We start from the raw sequence: 19300 nt of genomic DNA on the forward strand, positions 1-19300 counted from the left end.
GCGAACGCACGCCCCGCAAAGCGACAATCCAGAGAGGTCTAAATGGCAACGAGTGCATCAAATGGCGTACTGGTGGGCGTGCCGCCCACGAGGACTGTGACGCGCCGGAAGGCGATTTTCGCCACTGTCATTGGCAGCGGTCTGGAATGGTTCGACTTTTCCGGGTACGCATTCTTCGCAGCAACCATCGGTAAGTTATTTTTCCCCGCAGGCAACGAGACAACGTCGCTGCTGCTATCACTGGCGACCTTTGGGGTTGGCTTCGTGATGCGACCCCTCGGCGGCATCGCGTTCGGCATCTACGGCGACAGGGTGGGGCGCAAGCGGGCGCTGTCGCTCGCCATGCTCATCATGGCGCTCGGCTCGGGCATCATTGCTTTCGCCCCTACATACCAGTCTATCGGCATCGCCGCGCCGTGTCTTATCGTCATCGCGCGATTGCTGCAGGGGCTGTCCGCTGGCGGTGAAATGGGCGGCGCTACCGCGTTCCTTACCGAGCATGCTCCAGCTAAACGTCGTGCTTTCTATTCGAGCTGGATTCAGACGAGTATCGGTTTCGCCGTGGTCATCGGCAGCCTTACCGGTACGCTCATCACGTCGAGCATGTCGGCTGATTCGCTGACCGCATGGGGATGGCGTATTCCGTTTTTCATCGGCATGCTGGTGGCTCCGGTTGGATACTACATTCGGCTGAAAATCGAGGAAACGCCCGAGTTCGTATCGGAGAAGCGCCACACCAACACGCCGCTGCGTGACGTCATTCGCGAGTATCCCCGCCAGGTGCTCTCCAGCCTGCTGATGGTCGTACTGTGGACCGTCTGCACGTACGTCATCCTGTTCTACATCCCGACTTATGTTGTGAAGTATCTGCACATGACCCAGCGCGAGGGCTTCACGTCGGGCGTCGTCAGCGGTGTCGTGCTGATGGTCATGGCGCCCGTGTTCGGGGCACTGTCGGATAAGGTCGGCAAGCGGCGGGTCCTGTCGGTTGCTGCGCTCGTTATTCTGGTTGCCAGCTATCCACTGTTCTCTCATCTGATTAAATCGCCCGACCTTGCCACGCTGCTGACCTTCCAGGCGATTTTCGGCGTGCTGATTGCTGCATACACCGGCCCGATTCTGGCTCTCTTCACGGAAATGTTCCCGAGCCGCGTCCGTGCGACCGGATTGTCTTTGGCCTACAACGGCGCAGTGACCATCTTCGGTGGCTTTGCCGCTTTCATCATCACCTGGCTCACCCAACACACGGGTGACGCCGAGTCTGCGTCTTATTACATTATCTTCGCCGCGGTAGTTAGCCTGCTCGGCATCTTGCTGACAAAGCCATACCAGGCTTGAGGAAATTCAGATGAACATGTTGGTAATCGAAGGGGTCAACGTTTTCGACCCTGCAACGAAGAAACGCCAGACAAACGTCAATGTCTGCATCGCCGACGGGAGGATTGCGGCAATAGGACAGATACCGTCGTCGTTTGTCGATGCCCGCAGAATGAGCCTTCCCGGGCGCACCGTCTTGCCGGGTTTCATCGACCTGCATGTCCACGTCGTCGCGTCAAATGCGAATCTGGGCGCTAACGCGATGATGCCAAACTTCCTGGCTGCGCTTAAAACGTTGCCGATTCTGCGCGGCATGCTGAATCGTGGGTTCACCACCGTTCGTGATGCAGGCGGCGCTGACTTTGCAATGTGCGATGCTGTCAACAGCGGCGTGCTTTGGGGCCCGCGCATCCTGTCTTCGGGCAAGGCGCTATCGCAGACCGGTGGGCACGGCGACTTCCGTCAGCGCAATGACAAGCTTGACGATGCCTGTGGGTGTCTGGGACGTCAGGGAGCGATTGCCCGGGTGGTCGATGGTGTCGAGGCGATGCGCCTGGCAGTACGCGAAGAACTCCTCAAAGGGGCCTCCCAAATCAAGATAATGGCGTCCGGCGGTGTCGCTTCGCCCAACGACCCCATCACCAACACCCAGTATTCGGAAGATGAAATCCGTGCCGCGGTTCAGGAAGCGGAGGCTGCCGGGACGTACGTGATGGCGCATGCCTACACCGCTCGTGCCGTCCGGCGCGCCGTCGAGTGCGGGGTGAAATGTATCGAGCACGGAAACCTTATCGACGAGGAGACTGCCCGTCTGCTGGCGGAGCGCGGCGTCGCGGTTGTGCCCACGATCGCCACTCTCGACCGTCTCATTGAACAAGGTCCCGCGCTTGGTTTCCCCGCTGAATCGCTCGCAAAGATTGAGGGAGCACGCTCCGTCGGCCGGCAGGCACTTGCGCTGATGGCGCGCGAAGGCGTGAAGGTCGGGTTCGGCTCAGACATGCTGGGCGAGCTGCACACCTTCCAGTCCGACGAGTTCGCGGTTCGGGCAGAAATCGTCGGCAACGTCGAGGCCATCCGGTCGGCAACCTGCGTTGCCGCCGAAATCACGGGTGAAGCAGGCGTGCGGGGAACGGTCGCCGTCGGAGCCGTGGCTGATCTCATCGTGGTCGACGGTGACCCGATTGAGGACATTTCACTTCTGCTGGGGCAAGGCGAACACATTCCCGTGGTCATCAAGGCTGGAGTGTGTATGAAGGAAGCCGGCCGACTGCTCGAGCCAATCGCAGAGTGAACTGCTGGCGCGCGGCATCGGTCGCGCCCACCCCTCCAAAGGCGGACCCGAACATGACCTCTCCCGGCACCCGAAATTTCGACGCCCACGCAACAGCTGCGCTGCTGGACTATCCCTCGCTGGTGCGCGTTCTTCGGGAGACCATCATCGAATACGGCGCGGGACACATCGTGAGTCCTGAGCGACTGGCCATTCCGATGCAGGACGGCGGCCTGATGTTATCGATGCCTGCCAGTGCTAAAGACATCGCCATCCATAAGTTGGTGACCGTGTGTCCTTCGAACGGAAAGCGCCTGCTTCCGACCATCCATGGTCAGGTCATCGCATGCGACGCGCACACCGGGGAAATGTTGTTCGTGCTCGACGGCCCGACCGTGACCGGGCGGCGAACGGCAGCGGTCACTGTGTTGGGCATCCAGACCCTGCATGGCATGGCTCCCCGCGAAATTCTCATCATGGGCACCGGGAAACAGGCGGCCAACCACGCGGAAGCTCTCGCGGCCTCCTTCCCGGAAGCCAAACTGTTCACAAAGGGCACCTCGCCGGCCGTCGCGGAGGCCTTCGTGGCGCGGACCCGGTCGGTAGCACCGAACCTGTCTGTCCTTGATGGCGATGTGATTCCCGACAGCATTGAAGTCGTCATCACGTTGACAACGAGCAAGTCTCCGGTCTACACGTTGCCGGCGCGACCGGGCCGTCTCGTCGTCGGGGTCGGCGCTTTCACGGCAGACGCAGCGGAAATCGGCAAGGAAACCGTCGGCGGAAGTTTCGTAGTTGTAGATGACCCTGTCGGCGCAACGCATGAAGCGGGCGACCTTATCCAGGCCAGAGTCGACTGGGCCTCAGTTTCTCCGCTTGCCAAGGCACTAGCTGGCGAGCCGAAGCCGAGTGCGCCGATTCTGTTCAAAAGCGTTGGCTGTGCTGCCTGGGACCTGGCCGCGTGCCGGGTAGCACGTTCAGCGCTCGACTCAAACGCCTGTCAAGTCGGCGCTGATGTGTCAGTAGCGTCGATTTGAATCGCCGCCGTCCCCGTAAAGCGAGGAAAAGCAGGACATCCACAGATTTCAGCGAAGCAAACATGAAAATCACGCGCACCATCTCGACTGTTGAAGTTCACACCGGCGGTGAAGCATTCCGCATTGTCACCAGCGGTTTGCCGCGCCTGCCTGGCGACACTATCGTCAAGCGACGTGCATGGCTGAAGGAGAACGCCGACGGTATCCGCCGGGCCCTGATGTTCGAACCGCGTGGGCATGCCGATATGTACGGTGGTTACCTGACGGAACCAGTGAGCCCGAACGCGGATTTCGGCATCATCTTCCTGCACAACGAGGGTTACAGCGACCACTGCGGTCATGGTGTCATCGCGCTGTCGACAGCAGCGGTCGAACTGGGCTGGGTGCAACGTCAGGTACCAGAGACACGCATCGGTATCGATGCACCGTGTGGCTTCATCGAAGCGTTCGTTCAATGGGACGGCGAGCACGCGGGCAATGTCCGTTTCGTCAATGTGCCGTCCTTTATCTGGAAACAGGACGTGACCGTCGAGACGCCGTCGTTCGGTTCGGTGACTGGCGACATTGCGTTCGGCGGTGCATTCTACTTTTACACCGACGGTCAACCACACGGACTTGAAATTCGTGAATCGTCGGTGGAAGAACTCATTCGTTTTGGAGCGGAGGTAAAGGAGGCTGCGAACAAGGCGTTCCCCGTCGTGCACCCTGATATCCCTGAAATCAATCATATCTACGGGACCATTATCGCTAACTCACCGCGGGGCGAGGGTGCCACGCAAGCCAACTGCTGCGTATTCGCCGACCGCGAAGTGGACCGTTCACCGACCGGCTCCGGTACCGGCGGACGCGTCGCTCAGCTGTATCTGCGCGGTAAGTTGGGAAAGGGCGACACGCTCGTGAACGAGTCCATCATTGGCACGGTATTCAAAGGACGGGTGCTGAGCGAGACGACTGTGGGCGATTTCAGGGCCGTCATCCCCGAGGTCGAAGGCAACGCTTTCGTTTGCGGCTTTGCGAATTGGATTGTGGACGAGCGTGACCCTCTGACTTATGGGTTCCTCGTACGGTAACCGGCTTTTGGTAGTACCAGTCAGCGCGGAACGCTGAGACGCCATCACGCGCGCTTTTTTGGGCCTCGAAAGTCGATAGCTCCCGTAACCTGGCGAGAAGGCAGCAACGCAGCACTTTCCTCGCGCTTTGCCGCCGTACGGGTTCGTCCTGCACATCGCGACTATGGGCGAAGCACCGTTCGCGATGAAGAATGGCTGCTTATCGAATGGCCTGATGGCGATCCGGAGCCGCTCAAATACTCTCTCATTATCGCCCGCGAAGAGGCGACACTTGGGTTTCTGATGGCTCAACGACTCCGAATGCAATCGGATGGACGGGATAAAAAAACTTCCTTGAACGCGCGCTGCCTGCCCTTTCCTCGGATTACATCCCCCGGAGCAGTCCAGCGCGCTCAACGCCACGTTCCTGATTCCATTACTACGTTGCGCATCCTGCTTGGACTAAGGCTCATGCAACGATGGCTCTCTTCCTGGTACGGCAATAGAGCGCGCAACTAATTATGTGACGCACTTAAGGCTAGACACCGATCCGATCACCGGCGCGAGCCTCACGCCGCACCTCCTGCGGCGGTAGGCCAAACCCGCGAATGAACGCTTCGCGCATATGCCGACGATCGCGAAACCCCGTCTCTGTTGCGATCACTTCCAGCGAGTGCCGACTCTTCTCGATCATCAGCCGCGCGGCTTCGAGCCGCAGCCCTTCGATCGCCTTCGCGGGCGACTGTCCGGTCTCCAAGGTGAACACCCGGCTGAACTGCCGCGGGCTCAGATGCGCCGTACCCGCGAGTTCCTCGACGGTGAGCGGCAGCCTCAGGTTCTTGCGCGCATAGTTCAGCGCCTCCTGGATGCGGTCGGATTTGGGTGCCAGGTCGAGCATTTCCGAATGCTGCGACTGGCCGCCCGCGCGCCGCTGATGCATCACGAGCTTGTGCGCGACCGAACGCGCCACGTCGGCGCCGAGATCCTTCTCGACCATCCCAAGCGCGAGGTCAAGCCCCGCAGTCATCCCCGCCGATGTCCAGATCGGCCCATCGACAATGTAAATACGATCTTCTTCGACGTGGATATCCGGAAACCGGCTCATCATGTCGCGCGCATGGGCCCAATGCGTCGTCGCGCGCCGGTTCGCAAGCAGCCCCGCTTCGGCCAGCACGAACCCGCCCGTGCAGATGCCGGCAATGCGTCGCGCCCGCGTAGCCGCCTTGCGCAGGAATGCGAGCATTTCGGCTGGCGGAGGCGAGGTGAGTGGCGCGCTGACACCCGCCGCGATCCACGTGTCGATCGCGGCGCGCACCCCGAGCGCACGCGTGACGACTGACATGCCGAGCGAGGAGCGCACCTCGCCGCCAGCTACCGAGAAGTTTTCGATCCGGTAGAACGTTTCGCCCGCCGCAACGTTCGCGTATTCGAAAACCGACTGTGACGCGAGCGCCATCACCTGGAAGCCATCGCTCAACAAATATCCGATCCGATGCATGTCGGCCCTCCGCTGTTTATCAGGTCAAACATCCGTGGCGGCGAGATGTCCTAAATCACGACCATATACGTCATTTGCGTCGGCGTCAATCCGGACCACAATTGCCTCACGCAATCACCAGCGAACGTCCAACAGGAGTACATCATGACGCAGGCACATCAGGGTACAGCTTTCATTACGGGTGCATCCACGGGTATCGGCGCGGTCTATGCCGAGCGGCTCGCAAAACGTGGCTACGATCTGATTCTCGTTGCGCGCAGCCGCGACCGGCTCGTGAGTCTCGCCGAGCGCATCGCCAACGAAACGGGCCGGTCCGTCGAGATAATCGACGCCGATCTCAATGATCCAACTTCACGCGCCACGTTGGAAGCGAAACTGGCGGAAGACGCGAGCATCGTGCTGCTCGTGAACAACGCGGGTGTCGGCACGCATACGCCGTTGCTCGACAGCGATGTCGAGGCCATGACGCGGATGATCGATCTGAACGTTACCGCGCTCACCCGCCTCACGTACGCCGCGGTGCCGGGCTTCGTCTCGCGTGGCTCGGGCGCGATCATCAACATCTCGTCGATCGTCAGCATCGCGCCGGAGCGCCTGAATGGCGTGTATGGCGGCACCAAAGCCTTCGTGCTTGCGTTCAGCCAGTCGCTGCATCACGAGCTCGCCATCAAGGGTGTGAAGGTACAGGCGGTGCTGCCCGGCGCCACGGCCACCGATTTCTGGCAGACCGGCGGCTTGCCGCTCGAGAACCTGAATCCGGCCATCGTCATGTCCGCAGGCGACATGGTTGACGCGGCGCTCAGCGGCTTCGATCAGGGCGAGCTCGTCACGATTCCGTCCCTGCACGACGGCGCGAAGTGGGATGCCTTCGAAGCCGCGCGCCAGGCAATGTTGCCGGAACTGTCGACCAACACGCCCGCACGCCGCTACACCGCTAACGAAAGGACCGTCGAGGGCGCATAGACACGATCGCGCGAATGCAAGCGGTATCGATGCGATACGGAAACGGCGCCCGTAACCGCGAGCGCGCAAGGCCGCACATCCTTTTTCAAGGAGTATCACCATGCCTATAGTTTCGACGGCGCCGACCCGGCGCAGCGCGTTCTCTTCAGCCGCGGCCGTACTCGGCCTGTTCCTGGCCGCTGGCTTCAGTTGCGCCCATGCAGTTCCGGCGGCGGAACAGCCTTCGGCGATACCACACGCAGCGGCTGAAGACGACTCGATCCGTCCTTTCTACGTTCACGTTCCAGACGAAACACTCGTCGACCTGCGCCGCCGAATCGCGGCCACCCGGTGGCCCGACAAGGAAACCGTCGCCGATCAATCCCAGGGCGTGCAGGAGGCGAAGATTCAGGCACTGGTGCACTACTGGGGAACCGACTACGACTGGCGTAAGACGGAGGCCAGGCTGAATGCCCTGCCGATGTTCGTGACCACGATCGACGGCGTCGATATCCAGTTCATCCACGTGAAGTCCCGTCACCCGAACGCGCTGCCGCTGATCGTCACTCACGGATGGCCAGGCTCGCCTCTGGAAATTGAAAAGGCCATCGGTCCACTCACCGATCCTATGGCTTATGGCGGCCGTGCGGAGGACGCCTTCGATGTCGTCATCCCCTCGATGCCCGGCTATGGCTTCTCCGGCAAACCCACTGGCGTCGGCTGGGGTCCCGATCACATAGCGCGGGCGTGGGATGTGCTGATGAAGCGTCTGGGATACAAGCAGTATGTATCTCAAGGCGGCGATTGGGGATCGGTGGTGGCGGATGCGATGGGGCGTCAGGCGCCGGCAGGGCTGCTGGGCATTCACGTCAATATGCCTGCGACGGTGCCACCGGAGGTCGCGAAGGCGCTAAACAGTGGCGAACCGGCGCCGGCCGGGCTGTCCGAGGTGGAAAAGGCCGCGTACGAATCGCTCGCCAACCTCTACAAAAAGGGCGGCGGCTATGCCGCCATGATGGTCACTCGCCCGCAAACCGAGGGCTACGGCCTGGCTGATTCACCCGCCGGTCAGGCGGCCTGGATGTACGACAAGTTCGCGGCCTGGACCTATAGCGGCGGCGACCCCGAGCGCTCACTCACCAGGGATGAGATGCTCGACGACATCACGTTGTACTGGGTCACGAACACATCGACCTCGTCGGGGCGGCTCTACTGGGAGAACAACAACAACAACTTCAACGCCGTGGAACAGAAGACCGCCGATATTTCCGTCCCGGTCGCAGTGACGGTTTTTCCCGGCGAGATCTATCGGGCGCCACGGAGCTGGACCGAGCGCAGCTATCACAATCTCAGCTATTTCCATGAGGTGAACAAGGGCGGCCACTTCGCAGCGTGGGAACAACCGCAGCTTTTTGCTCAGGAGCTCCGCGCGGCGTTCAGACAGGTGCGCCGACAACAGTGAGGTTCCGCCGGTTGCTCTAGCACGAATTCGTGGCAGCAACCGGCGCCAGGAGCCCACATCTCAGCAGGTTAGTGACATCAAGCGCCTGGTATCTGGTCGCTTCTACTTTATCGACGAGCAGGGACACGTGATCCTTGCTGATTTCGGCGAAGGCAAAAACGAGCCGCCCGCGGCGGCGAGCAGGCAGTTGCTCGCGCAAAAATTGTGCGGCGTACGCAGCTTTCCGGATTGAAATGAATCCACGGAACCGCGGATACACAGTCTTGCAAAACGCCCGGTTCACGACACACGTCAGATGCGTCGGCGCGCTGAAAATATTAACGACGGAGCGCGCCGAGTTGCCATCCAACCGATGTGTTCCGGGCGTTTTACCACCATTAATCGTTTCAAGGAGAACAGCATGAAAACTTCGATCGTAGCTTTAGCTTTTGCAGCATTCGCTGTTTCGGGCATAGCTCAGGCCGCCGAGAGCGCCACGACCTCCGCTGTCGCGCAGACGGAGCAATCCGGTACGAGCCGAATCGGCGCGTCGCCGAAGACGCGTGCCGACGTGCGCCACGAATTGATGCGGGCGCAGCAGGATGGTCAGCTCGCGAGTCTCCGCACGCTCTATCGCGGAAGCTGAACCTATCGTCATAGATCAGGGCGGCGCCGATTACAGTAACCGAGCGTTCGGCGGTATGTCCGATACGACATCGCAGTCGGGTTTCCGGCTCACCGTCCGGGATACTGTTTCCACCTATTCGCATCACTGAGCCGCTACGGCAAGGAATTCATCATGTCTCGAATCGACAAAGTGTTGTACACGGGCAAGACCCACACGACGGGTGGACGCGACGGCGCATCGCGCAGTTCCGACGGACGCCTCGACGTCAGACTCGCGGCACCAGGATCAACGGGCGGCGGGACGAATCCCGAGCAGATGTTCGCGGCCGGCTGGTCCGCCTGTTTCATCGGCGCAATGGGATTGGCGGCCGCGAAGATGAAGGTCGCGCTGCCCCCCGATACGGCCGTCGACGCCGAGGTCGATCTGTGCATCACCGATGGCGCTTACTTTCTGCAGGCTCGGCTAAACGTCAGCCTGCCAGGTGTGGAGCGCGAAGTCGCCGAGGCGCTGGCGCGCACAGCACACGAGACTTGCCCGTACTCGAAGGCGACGCGCGGGAACATCGATGTGGGCATCAGTGTGGTTTGAATGCGGCGACGCGGGTGGCGAAACTTCCGCCTGACGCATGAACGGCGGTCGGTGTGATCTGGGAAGCTCCATCCGCACCGACTTGCAGCCAATTGCCGAAGCAACAACAGGCGCCGCTTGGTAACAAAAAACCTGAGTCAATGCGGAGCAGCGCGTCAATCAGGAGTTCAAGGGATTATTTCTTGCGCGGGCGAGCCCGGCAGATAACTGGAGGAGGAGGGTGGCGGATCCTCGCCCCTTGACTTCCTGATCCGTCATCAGAGAAGAGGGCGAAGCTTATTGTCCGCGCCTAGTTCTAGCGGTCCTTTCCAGCCATTCCATAAAGCAAGTCTGCCGCTCGTTATAAGTGCTGCGTCACAGTTCGATTTGGCCGCAAGTTTGGTCCAGAACATACAGGCCGGAGCATGAACCGGTTTGGGCCAATCGGAAGAACCCAAATCGATTTTGACCAGACGCGCCTGGCTCGTGCCGTTCTTCGTGAACCGGCCTGTAAGTCGCGTGGTCATGGAGGCGCGGCAGCGCGCACCATCGGCCGCGAGTCCTGACGCGGCTTGGCCACGACGTGCGGCTCATCGAAGCCCAGCTCGCACGGCCGCTCGTGAAATCAAACAGGAATAACGCAGCTGCGGCGATCTGAGAAGCGGCCCAGAGTCCAAGCGTGCGGGTCGTTGCCGTCAAGACTGAAGACCAGCACGTGATGCTGACCATGCACCGCGTACAAAAGCAACTGTTCCTAATCCGCGTCATGCAGGTCAACCAGCTTCGCGGACTGCTATGCGAGGTAGGAGTTGCATTACCGCAAGGCCGCCGGGTATCAATAGAGACGCCAAAGGCGCGCTAGCTTCACTGGACGACAAGTTGCCCACGATGCTGACAGAGCTGCCGCTGTACGGTTTCTTGCCATTCAAGCCAAAACTCGGTCGTCGCGAGCGTCAGCCGCAGAAAGGAAAGCGCATCAAAACGAGTCGAAAGCCCGCTCGATACGGCCTCCCAGGAGAAGTGCGTGGAACTAAATAATCGACTTTCCAGGATGTGAGACGCCTTGTGCTGTGGGCGTTCGGGAGCGGCACCGAAGTCGTCCTCACCGAAATGCGCGCCAATTAGTTCCACTTTTTGGAACTAAATTTCGCGCACCTCTGCGGCCGGAACTAAATTTTGCGCATCTCTGTGGGCTCATCTACACTTGGATTGCCTCTCTCCTGGACGGGATCCTGGAAAGCATGCTTCATGTGGAGGACCGATGCCAAAGAGTCGCACCTTGCCGTCGCGGCAGCGAGAGCGTGTGCTAGTCGCCTATCGTTCACGTGGCAGAGCCAATCGAAATTTGTGGTTGGTTTATAGCCTTAAAACGAACCGCGATTGGGTCTTGGACAGTGACCGCCATCTTTTGCATTGGATCATCTTTCTTGAAACCAACCCCGATGTCCGGGCGTTTACCTTGGGACCTGACGACGATCCTCGAGCAGGCGGATCGGAAGAGCTGGATTTTGACGCTGCAGTGGATCTGACGGTGGGTGGGCGTGAGTACCATAAGCTCCAGTTCGGAGCGACGACGGAAGAGCGGAGGGGGCCTCCCTTCGAGCTCAACGAGTCCGACAAAAAGAATGTACGCATTTTCACGGAGGCCGACCTTTCGCCGCGCGCTGAAGAGGCTATGAGGTGGCTAAAGGTTCTGTCGTACAGTGCCGCTATTCGCGATGAAGCGCAATCAGGGGCCAGTGAAACTGCGATCACGATCATGCGCGGGCAGGGCGGTGGCTCCATTCGCGACGTGGTCCAGGCAATGGGGGATTTCGACGCCCAGATCGCCATTGGAGTCATTTCCCGTATGGCGGTATTGGGTCACGTCGCGCTTGACCTTTCTACGGCGGGTTTCACATTTTCCTCCCCGTGGGTTTGGAGGTCAGCATTATGAAATGGTCGAAAAAGGCGGCCCGAGCGGATGCACTTCCGCCCGATGAATGGCCGACACTTGACTATTCCAAACTGTCCAAGGAGGATCGGGAGTTTCTTGAGAATAGGGAAAACGCGGTCCGAATGGTGATTGCAGGGAAAACATATAAAGACATTCGAGCGGCCACCGGGATAGATAAAGACCAGGCCAGAAGAATCACGATGCTTTGCCTTTCGCCCGCGAAAGATGGAAGAATTATGGGATTTCGGGGGCTGCTTCCGTTCACGCGATTGAACAACAATATCCGCAGAAATCCGATAAGTCCGAAGCGGAGAGATCAACAGGGCGGGATGTCGTGCGCGATGCAAAGCATTCTTGCTCGGTTCCCCGACCTTGAGCGGCAGATGATCAAGCAGATTCGTAAAGAGAAAGAGCAAGGAACGATTCCAGAGTTTAGAATCAAGGGAACCGACTTGCATCGGATATTTACGGCGTTTCTAAAGGACGCAGGCGTTGGTGAGAATGAATGGCCTTTTTCGGCAAAATATAGAGGGCGGAAGAGTATTAATTCCTTTATGCGTGCCGTTCTTGAAAATGACGCTGGGGCAGCTGTAGATGCGCGCGGTGAGAAGGACGCAAAAGCGCATTTTGCGACCGGCTCGGGAATATCGCCCATAATTCCGTTTTCTGAGCCCTATGATGCAGTCGAGATTGACGCGCATCATATCGACGCGGTCTTCACGGTCGTGTTCAAAACTCCAATCGGGACGGAGGTCGAATCAGTCCTGGAAAGACTTTGGCTGATTGCGATAGTCGAACGACTGTCTACCGCTGTGCTCGCATATCGGGTTATTTATAGAACGGAAGTGACTGCTGTCGACGTTGCCGGATTAATTCGTGACGCGATAAGTAAGCGTTGGGTACCGAAGGAGCTAACAATTGGAGGGCTGAAGTATCCGCCGCGGGGTGGGTTTCCGAGCAGCGTGATACCCGAGGCCGATGGGGCTGTTTGGACGGTTACCATGTTCGATGGTGCTCTGGCGCATTTGTCAAAGCTCGTGCACAACACGCTTCGCCGAGAGATCGGGTTTGTGATCAATTGGGGACCGCCCGGCCACTTTGAACGTCGCCCGAACGTCGAGCGGACTTTCAAACGGATTACTGATGATATCTTTCTTCGTCTGCCATCTACGACAGGATCGGATCCGAAGTCAGGGCGTGCGGACGACGCAGCTGGCGCGGCCATGCATTACCGAATTCGTGCCGATGATACAGAACAATTACTAGACGTTGTGTTTGCCGAACACAATGCTTTGCCGGGGCAAGGAAATTTCTACAATTCTCCCCTTGAGACTCTACAGTTCTTTCTGAACGGCCCCTCACCTAGGGTGATGCTCCGAAAGCTGCCGTTCGCGGGATCAATCCGTGCCCGCTTGCTGCTAAGGCGGGAGCTTTGCACTGTGCGGGGCGGCGTCAAAAGCGGCCGCAAACCCTATATTCAGTTCGAAAATGTGCTCTACACTAGTCCTCTTCTGAGTACAAGTATAAAGCTTGTCAATAGCGAATTGACAATCTACGTTGACGACGAAGACCTTCGTACAGTCAAGGCATTTACGTCGAATGGATATGAACTCGGAATCCTAACCGCAATGCGCGGATGGAATCTGACGAAGCACAGCCTCGCAACGCGCAAAGCGATATTTCAGTTGGTAAGCAGGCGGATCTTAGTTTTAAGTCAATCGGCGGATCCAGTTCAAGTGTACCTAGTACATTTGGCAGAGCAGGTTGAAAAGTCTCGCAAAGCTGGAAAAGGTTCTTCAAAGGAATCAACGGACCTAGCGAGAGTAGCGAAAGACGCAGACATGACTCCGACGTTGCCCGGCGTTTCCTCTGATGGGATGCCAATAAGCGTTGCGGCTGAATCGACTGAACGGCCGCATCTGCGCCTAGTTCCGCCGTCGCGGAAACGCTACAAGGTTACGAACCGATAAAGAGGTCCGACATGTCAATACCTTCCGACGACAAGCCACGTTTATTATCAGAAGAAAGGGCCTCAGAAAGCGATATGTCTGGCACGGAGCAGGCAGCACCTGGCGACGTCCTAAAAAGCGATGAAGTTGATCCGGTTCGTTCGTGGTCAGTTGAGCGACGCGACGAATTTCTACCCGATCACCCGGTCGTAAAGCGCCGCTACACCGTGCCAACACCGATGCTGATACACGCACACGAAGAGTCGCGAGACCGGGTGTGGACGCGCAGAACTGGTATTGTATTCTATGGCGAACCGCGGGTTGGGAAGACAACTTGCGCCAGAAGCGTCATGTATTTTCTGCGAGAAGAGTTTGAGTCCATCTACATCACGATGGCTAGTTGTCGACGTTCCAAAAACCCGCGCGAAGGACTCATGTCGCGCCTGATCCTGGAGGGTAGTGACCACATACTCGCTGCCCGTTCAAAGCCTGATGACCTATTCCAAACCGTAATTTCGGACATTTTGACCAATGTGTCGAACTTGGGCGGCGACCAGTTTGTTCTTATTCTGGATGAGGTTAATCTTTGCAATGAATCAGATCTGACGGAGCTACTCCAAATTCACAATAAGCTTGAGATGAAAGGCGTCACGATGACAACGATTTCGTTTGGACAATCAACAGTTCTGAACTTGATTTCCAGCCTGAGGATAAGTGAAGAGTTCCAGATAGTCGCTCGTTTTTTCAGAAAGCCCATACCGTTTCTATCCTGTAATTCCGAGCAAACGCTCGCCGCCGTCCTCCAGTGTCTTGACGAAGAAACCGAATGGCCAGAAGGATCAGGCTGTAGTTATACTAATTTTTTCTTTCCGAAGGCATTCCGCGCAGGTTTCAGGCTCTATCAATACGCGAACCCCATCTGGAACGCCCTTGTAAACGCATCCCCACGCAGGACGTGGGGATTTACGATGGAGTCTATTACATTGACTGTAAATGGAATTTATATTGGAAAGAGCAGCTCCGATTCCGCCGGGATGGTGCTTTCCTCTGAAGATATTGACAACGCGTTGTCATCGGCTGATATCTGATCGTCATTTTTACGACCTCAAAATTTAATGTGCGTGGGAGCGTCACGTGAGTGTCCTGCCAGAAACATCGAGAGTTTAGACGCTTCGTTGATGTCTAAATAAGGGGCAACGAGCGTTGGCCCGCTTCCGTGCGCCGGATTTCGGAGATCGATCGGTTTTCCCCGCGCGTCGCTGCCGGGATAGATGTTTGGCTGCGCTGGAAGGTGCGATTTTATGCTGGATTTGGATAATGGAGCGAATTTCGCGAGGGACGCTACGTAGTGAGCGCCTAACTTGGAGTGACAAAGGGCCCGCGCCTTTCGAATCTGCGTGGAATTTACTGTTAAAGGTGCAGCTACTTAATGCTGTTGGTATTCAAGAACTGAGCCAACTGGGCCTAGTCGTTTACCGAGAACGTGAAACCCGTCGGCTGTTCACTTCCCAGGCGGATTGGGACATTCCACGCATCGCTTCTTGTCTGCATGTGGACGTCGCGCGAATTCGCACGGCGTTTATTGACTGTCTAGGTTTTCCAGCACCGCGGGATGGGCAGTACGCGGTACGCCATTGCCCTGACTGCAGAGCAGTAAACTATCACTGCACACTATTCAACTTGCCAATGGTCTCGCGCTGTCCTTGGCATGAGAAGGAATTGGTACACGGCTGCGATCGTTGCGGGAGGTCATCAACACGTCTGGATCGGAGACCTGGGCGAGACTTGCCGCGATGGAATTGCCCAGATTGCGGTTATGTTGTTGACCTCGACGCAGACCGGAATGTAAATCTGGTGTCGGACGAGACAGAAAAGGTCATTCGCGTTCATTGTCAACGCTTGATCGATTGGTGGACGGCAATTCAACGGGCGGCCGGCGACGCATCGGCGCTGTTAGATCCTCTAGCGAATACCGTTCGGCCGTTTGATTGTGACTGGATGTGGCGACTCAACTGGGCGGCAGGAGTCTGCCCTCCGCCGCCAGGGTGGGGCGTCACTCCCTGCACGTTTGCCGCCGGGTCCATTCTGCGATTCCCAGTCGGGGAACGAGCCCAGTCGCCAGACGGAGCGCAACATTACAGCGCCTACAGATTGATCCGGAAGTCTATTTTCCGGCAATTCATTTCGCCGCATGCAGAATGCTTGTCTGAATTGCAGGCGATGGACCCTTTCGAGAGGATATCGCTCGACCGCTCTACTTTGTGCACTGTGTGCCTTGCCTTTCTGAGTTGGCGCGTAGCGCATGAGGGACAAATTCCAGTCTTTGATCCTCACGGTGGACGGATTTCTCGTCCTCGGCTCGAAACTGTTGAATCTGTTGGCTCACCGGCGCATGGCGGCGATCATGAGATCCTTAACTTTGCGAATTTTCTCCGCATCTGGGCGCAAATAGAGCATTGCACCTCTGTGTCCGCATGCAGGATTGAATTATCACCCGAAAGATCCGTGCTAAAGCGCATTCCGCACGTTGTTGTTAGAAGCGAGGAGCACGAGGAACTGGTTTGCCTGATTCCTTCTGCTGCGCAGTTTTCAGCGATCGCCTTGGAACGGTGTTCGAAGCGACGATCCAGCGGTACGCCGATGGCGCGGGCTCCCGCAGCGTATGCTCGCGCGCGCTGGAATGTGGCGGACGAAAGCTTGCTGTTTGCCGCTCACAATCATGAGTCGCAATTCCGCAACGCGTATCAGTACGTTTATGTTTAGCACAATGGATTTGGCCGGAAGCAATGCAAGCTTTTGCGTCAGGTTGGCGATCTTGCTTGATGCCAATACGCTAATTCGATCGATTTTGGTCAGCGCGTCGTGGGCAGCGAACTTTGACGTAGCCGTGGGTCGGGTTATTGCCCATAGATGAGACTGATCGCCCGCGAGGATCTCGAGCCACGAGCCAGCGCGTCTCGGGTCAAGTTGTCGGAAAACTCCCCTCCACAAATGGCGCGTGCCTCACTCTGGCCGGTGCGCGCATAGGCGGCCGTGGTCTGCACCGACGCGTGGCCCAGCAGCGCCTGGGCGACCGGCAACGGCACGCCATGGTCGATCACCAGCGTGCGCGCATAGCCGTGCCGCAGCCAGTGCGTGGAGGCCCGCTCCAGCGCCGCGTGCATCGCGCTGTCTGCCGCCGGCAAGCGGGCCGCGGCCAGCGCGAAGAGCGCCCGGACCTCGTCGTAGAGTCCACTCGCGCCGAGTGCCCGGCCGCGTTCGCTGTGGATCAGTGGCAGACGTTCCTCGGCGGCCGGATCGGCCGGCAGTCCCACGGCGCGCCGGTAGGCGCGTAGGGCGGGCAGGCAGGCGCCGGGCAACGGGATCGCGCGCAGCCGATTGCCTTTACCCAGCACGTGCAGGGTCCACTGCCGGGCGTCGTCGACTTCCACGTGCGGCAGCGCCCGTTCCTCATGCCAGACGAGCTCCGCGAGCCGCACGCCACCGTAGCGGTAGAGCGTCCAGATCGCGCGGCGCCGCATCCAGAGCACCGGCGGTACCCCGGCCGGCGCGTCACCGGCGGCGACCGCATCGCAGTGCGTGAGCGCGGCGGCCGGCAGGAACCGCACGGGCGTCCAGGTCATGCGGGCGCGGCGCCCGGCGGCGAGTCCCTCGGCCGGATTGACCGTCAGATAGCCCACGCGGTGCCACCACGCAAAGAGGCTCGAGACCGCGGCGAGCGCGCGGGAGACGCTCGCCGGCGCCGGCCGCGTGACGTGGCCTGCTGCGTCCTGGCGGGGCGCCTGCAGCGCGTCGCGGTACGCGATCAGGTCCTGCCGCGTGAGATCCGAGAAGGGGCCGAGCACCTCGCGCCGGCACCAGGCGGCGAGGCGCCGCAGTTCGGACAGGTAGGCGCGCAACGTGTGCGGGGAGTGCGAGGCGCGCTCGCGCAGGAAGAGTTTCGCCGCCTGTGCGTCATCGGCGACACCGAGCGTGTTGGTGAGCGGCACCCGATTCGCAAAACGTCCGGCACGCGCGAGCCACGCCGGCTCCACCCCGGCGGGCAGCGGCACGAGGTCCTGGCGGACGGCAGCAGACTGGGTGACCGGGGCGTCTGCCTGCGCTTCGTCCACTGCCGCGGGACGGAAGCGCCGGCGGTGCTGGCGCAGGGCGCGCTCGAGCACGGTGGCTGCGGAGGGGGCCGCGGCTTCCGGCACGACCCGCAGCCGCCCGCGCTCCCAGTACTCAATGGCGGTGTCGTGCTCGAGCAGCAGCGCGAACACGGCGGGGTGTTCGCGCTTCGCGTCGGCAAGCGACGGGCAGCCGCGCTTGAGCGCCGTGAGCGTCCATCGGCAATGCCGCGGGTGGCCGAGCGCGTGGGCCAGGTACCCGAGCGCGGCGTCGACGGAAGCGGGCAGGCGCTGCGGCGGCCGGCAGCCGGTATCAAGCCAGTCGGACGGGTTCATCGCATTTTCCTCGCGGAGGCCGGCCTTTGTCCGGATGGGCGGGCGTGGCCCGCGACGCCGGCCTGAGCAGTTTTCACGGCGGGGCGCAGCCGGCGGCGGGCGGCCGGGGAGGATCCTGTCGCGGCCGCGTGGCCCAACAGGGCCAGCATCTGGCGTTGCTGCTCGACTACCACCGTCAGCGCGGCCGCTTCGGCCGACGCCTGCTGCTGGGCCGGGCGCTGCTCGGCCAGTTCGGTCAGCAGCCGCTCGCGCAGTGCCTCCAGCGCACCCAGGCGCTCGGCCGCCCGGGCAATCTCGGCCTCGAGGCGTTGCCGTTCGGTGTGAAACGTCTCGCGCTGGTGCGCGGTTTCGCGCAGCAGCTGCCGGGACAGGCCGTCATAGCGGGCGCGTTCGGCGGCCAGTTCCCCGGCGTGCTGGCGCGCTGATTCGGCCGCCGCGGCTTCCACGGCCCCAAGCTGTGCGCGCAGCGTGGCCACGGCGTCCCCGGCGGCGGCTGACCGTTTCTCCGCCGCCTCAAATCCGGCGCGGGCGACCGCGAGCTCCGCCTCGCGCGCACTGAGCTGGGCATGCACGTCGGTGAGTTCGACGCGCAGCAGTTCGACCTTCAGCCCGGCGTTGCGCTGCGCCTCGGTCGAGGCTTCCACCCGGGCTTCCGTTTCGCGACGCAGCCGCACGATGCCCTCGAGCTGGGTCGCGACGGCCGCTTCCCACAGCGCGCGCATCTGCGCGGCAATCTCCGCTGGCACGTCGGGCACCGCGAAGCCGGTCAGGCCCGCCTGCACGACTTCGGCCTCGATCGCGTTCAGGTGCCGGGACAGTGTGGCGGGGTCGCCGGCGCCCAGGCGCGCCCGCAGCTTGCGCACCGACACGATCCGGCGGAAGCGCGCGTCGGTGGCGGGCGCGGTGTCGCCCGCCTCGGCGAGCATCGCGAGCACGGTGGTGCGGATCGTCTCGGGAGTGACAGCGGCGGGGCGGGCCATGGCGGACTCCGGAAACCAGCACGGCAGCACGCCAGCGCGCCGGGGCGACGGGCAGAAACCCGCGGCAGGGGCGCAGGGCGGGATTTCCAGATTAGATTACGCACAGGCCTGACGCAAGACAACCCGATTTGGCGCGGCTAAAAATAGCGTTGCCGCGATAAACGCCCTTATCACCGGAAAACGCGGACAGGTCACCAAGCCGATGGGCACGTTCGCGGCCCTGCGAAGGACGCCTTACCTA

General features: G+C 60.2%; 15 protein-coding genes and 1 pseudogene. 13 read left to right on the forward strand and 3 right to left on the reverse strand.

What is annotated here, in order from left to right:
* The first annotated feature begins 42 nt into the window (after positions 1 to 42).
* The 5 genes and pseudogenes from OKW44_RS19520 to OKW44_RS19540 form a co-directional block, all read left to right on the forward strand.
* Positions 43 to 1338, forward strand: coding sequence for an MFS transporter (locus tag OKW44_RS19520; protein WP_026225354.1), 1296 nt, complete (start codon positions 43 to 45; stop codon positions 1336 to 1338).
* Between the two features lie 10 nt (positions 1339 to 1348).
* The gene (locus OKW44_RS19525) at positions 1349 to 2608 is read left to right on the forward strand and encodes a metal-dependent hydrolase family protein (protein WP_018417852.1); all 1260 of its coding nucleotides are present in this window, start codon (positions 1349 to 1351) and stop codon (positions 2606 to 2608) included.
* Positions 2609 to 2661: 53 nt separating this feature from the next.
* Positions 2662 to 3624 carry a bifunctional Delta(1)-pyrroline-2-carboxylate/Delta(1)-piperideine-2-carboxylate reductase gene (gene lhpI, locus OKW44_RS19530; RefSeq protein ID WP_018417853.1) on the forward strand — a complete coding sequence of 321 codons (963 nt, stop codon included), beginning with the start codon at positions 2662 to 2664 and terminating at the stop codon, positions 3622 to 3624.
* Positions 3625 to 3686: 62 nt separating this feature from the next.
* Positions 3687 to 4694: a trans-3-hydroxy-L-proline dehydratase gene (gene lhpH / locus OKW44_RS19535; protein ID WP_018417854.1), complete on the forward strand. Its 1008-nt coding sequence runs from the start codon at positions 3687 to 3689 to the stop codon at positions 4692 to 4694.
* A gap of 84 nt (positions 4695 to 4778) precedes the next feature.
* Positions 4779 to 5104: pseudogene (locus OKW44_RS19540) on the forward strand (IS701 family transposase); the annotation flags it as partial.
* A 107-nt stretch (positions 5105 to 5211) separates the two neighbouring features.
* Here OKW44_RS19540 and OKW44_RS19545 read toward each other — a convergent pair.
* Positions 5212 to 6171 carry a GlxA family transcriptional regulator gene (locus OKW44_RS19545; protein WP_018417855.1) on the reverse strand — a complete coding sequence of 320 codons (960 nt, stop codon included), beginning with the start codon at positions 6169 to 6171 and terminating at the stop codon, positions 5212 to 5214.
* A gap of 144 nt (positions 6172 to 6315) precedes the next feature.
* Between OKW44_RS19545 and OKW44_RS19550 the strand changes: the two genes are divergently transcribed.
* From OKW44_RS19550 to OKW44_RS19585, 8 genes are all read left to right on the forward strand, one after another.
* Complete coding sequence (locus tag OKW44_RS19550) at positions 6316 to 7134, forward strand: SDR family NAD(P)-dependent oxidoreductase (protein WP_018417856.1); 819 nt, start codon at positions 6316 to 6318, stop codon at positions 7132 to 7134.
* 100 nt (positions 7135 to 7234) lie between these two features.
* Positions 7235 to 8575, forward strand: coding sequence for an epoxide hydrolase family protein (locus tag OKW44_RS19555; RefSeq protein WP_018417857.1), 1341 nt, complete (start codon positions 7235 to 7237; stop codon positions 8573 to 8575).
* A gap of 400 nt (positions 8576 to 8975) precedes the next feature.
* The gene (locus OKW44_RS19560) at positions 8976 to 9200 is read left to right on the forward strand and encodes a DUF4148 domain-containing protein (protein ID WP_018417859.1); all 225 of its coding nucleotides are present in this window, start codon (positions 8976 to 8978) and stop codon (positions 9198 to 9200) included.
* A gap of 153 nt (positions 9201 to 9353) precedes the next feature.
* The gene (locus OKW44_RS19565) at positions 9354 to 9770 is read left to right on the forward strand and encodes an organic hydroperoxide resistance protein (RefSeq protein WP_018417860.1); all 417 of its coding nucleotides are present in this window, start codon (positions 9354 to 9356) and stop codon (positions 9768 to 9770) included.
* Between the two features lie 1366 nt (positions 9771 to 11136).
* Entirely contained in the window at positions 11137 to 11685 is a 549-nt protein-coding gene (locus OKW44_RS19570; protein WP_204357094.1) for a hypothetical protein, read from the forward strand.
* On the forward strand, positions 11682 to 13655 hold the full coding sequence (locus OKW44_RS19575; RefSeq protein WP_018417862.1) for a hypothetical protein: 1974 nt from the start codon (positions 11682 to 11684) through the stop codon (positions 13653 to 13655). The genes OKW44_RS19570 and OKW44_RS19575 overlap by 4 nt, the downstream gene beginning before the upstream one ends.
* 11 nt (positions 13656 to 13666) lie before the next feature.
* Positions 13667 to 14722 carry an AAA family ATPase gene (locus tag OKW44_RS19580; RefSeq protein WP_113061861.1) on the forward strand — a complete coding sequence of 352 codons (1056 nt, stop codon included), beginning with the start codon at positions 13667 to 13669 and terminating at the stop codon, positions 14720 to 14722.
* Between the two features lie 1114 nt (positions 14723 to 15836).
* Positions 15837 to 16397, forward strand: a complete 561-nt coding sequence (locus tag OKW44_RS19585; protein ID WP_162633880.1) for a hypothetical protein — start codon at positions 15837 to 15839, stop codon at positions 16395 to 16397.
* A 134-nt stretch (positions 16398 to 16531) separates the two neighbouring features.
* Here the strand turns inward: OKW44_RS19585 and OKW44_RS19590 are convergent, their stop codons facing one another.
* Together OKW44_RS19590 and OKW44_RS19595 are read right to left on the reverse strand one after the other, a co-directional pair.
* Entirely contained in the window at positions 16532 to 18079 is a 1548-nt protein-coding gene (locus tag OKW44_RS19590) for a tyrosine-type recombinase/integrase (RefSeq protein ID WP_018417866.1), read from the reverse strand.
* Positions 18076 to 19059, reverse strand: coding sequence for a DNA-binding protein (locus OKW44_RS19595; RefSeq protein WP_018417867.1), 984 nt, complete (start codon positions 19057 to 19059; stop codon positions 18076 to 18078). The genes OKW44_RS19590 and OKW44_RS19595 overlap by 4 nt, the downstream gene beginning before the upstream one ends.
* Positions 19060 to 19300 lie beyond the last annotated feature (241 nt).

Source organism: Paraburkholderia lebeckiae, assembly GCF_050436325.1.
Lineage (GTDB): Bacteria > Pseudomonadota > Gammaproteobacteria > Burkholderiales > Burkholderiaceae > Paraburkholderia > Paraburkholderia tuberum.

Excerpts from the sequence above, each read along its gene's own strand:
- OKW44_RS19520 (WP_026225354.1), top strand. The coding sequence starts at position 43 with ATGGCAACGAGTGCATCAAATGGCGTACTGGTGGGCGTGCCGCCCACG.
- OKW44_RS19525 (WP_018417852.1), top strand. The coding sequence starts at position 1,349 with ATGAACATGTTGGTAATCGAAGGGGTCAACGTTTTCGACCCTGCAACG.
- lhpI (WP_018417853.1), top strand. The coding sequence starts at position 2,662 with ATGACCTCTCCCGGCACCCGAAATTTCGACGCCCACGCAACAGCTGCG.
- lhpH (WP_018417854.1), top strand. The coding sequence starts at position 3,687 with ATGAAAATCACGCGCACCATCTCGACTGTTGAAGTTCACACCGGCGGT.
- OKW44_RS19545 (WP_018417855.1), bottom strand. The coding sequence starts at position 6,171 with ATGCATCGGATCGGATATTTGTTGAGCGATGGCTTCCAGGTGATGGCG.
- OKW44_RS19550 (WP_018417856.1), top strand. The coding sequence starts at position 6,316 with ATGACGCAGGCACATCAGGGTACAGCTTTCATTACGGGTGCATCCACG.
- OKW44_RS19555 (WP_018417857.1), top strand. The coding sequence starts at position 7,235 with ATGCCTATAGTTTCGACGGCGCCGACCCGGCGCAGCGCGTTCTCTTCA.
- OKW44_RS19560 (WP_018417859.1), top strand. The coding sequence starts at position 8,976 with ATGAAAACTTCGATCGTAGCTTTAGCTTTTGCAGCATTCGCTGTTTCG.
- OKW44_RS19565 (WP_018417860.1), top strand. The coding sequence starts at position 9,354 with ATGTCTCGAATCGACAAAGTGTTGTACACGGGCAAGACCCACACGACG.
- OKW44_RS19575 (WP_018417862.1), top strand. The coding sequence starts at position 11,682 with ATGAAATGGTCGAAAAAGGCGGCCCGAGCGGATGCACTTCCGCCCGAT.
- OKW44_RS19580 (WP_113061861.1), top strand. The coding sequence starts at position 13,667 with ATGTCAATACCTTCCGACGACAAGCCACGTTTATTATCAGAAGAAAGG.
- OKW44_RS19590 (WP_018417866.1), bottom strand. The coding sequence starts at position 18,079 with ATGAACCCGTCCGACTGGCTTGATACCGGCTGCCGGCCGCCGCAGCGC.
- OKW44_RS19595 (WP_018417867.1), bottom strand. The coding sequence starts at position 19,059 with ATGGCCCGCCCCGCCGCTGTCACTCCCGAGACGATCCGCACCACCGTG.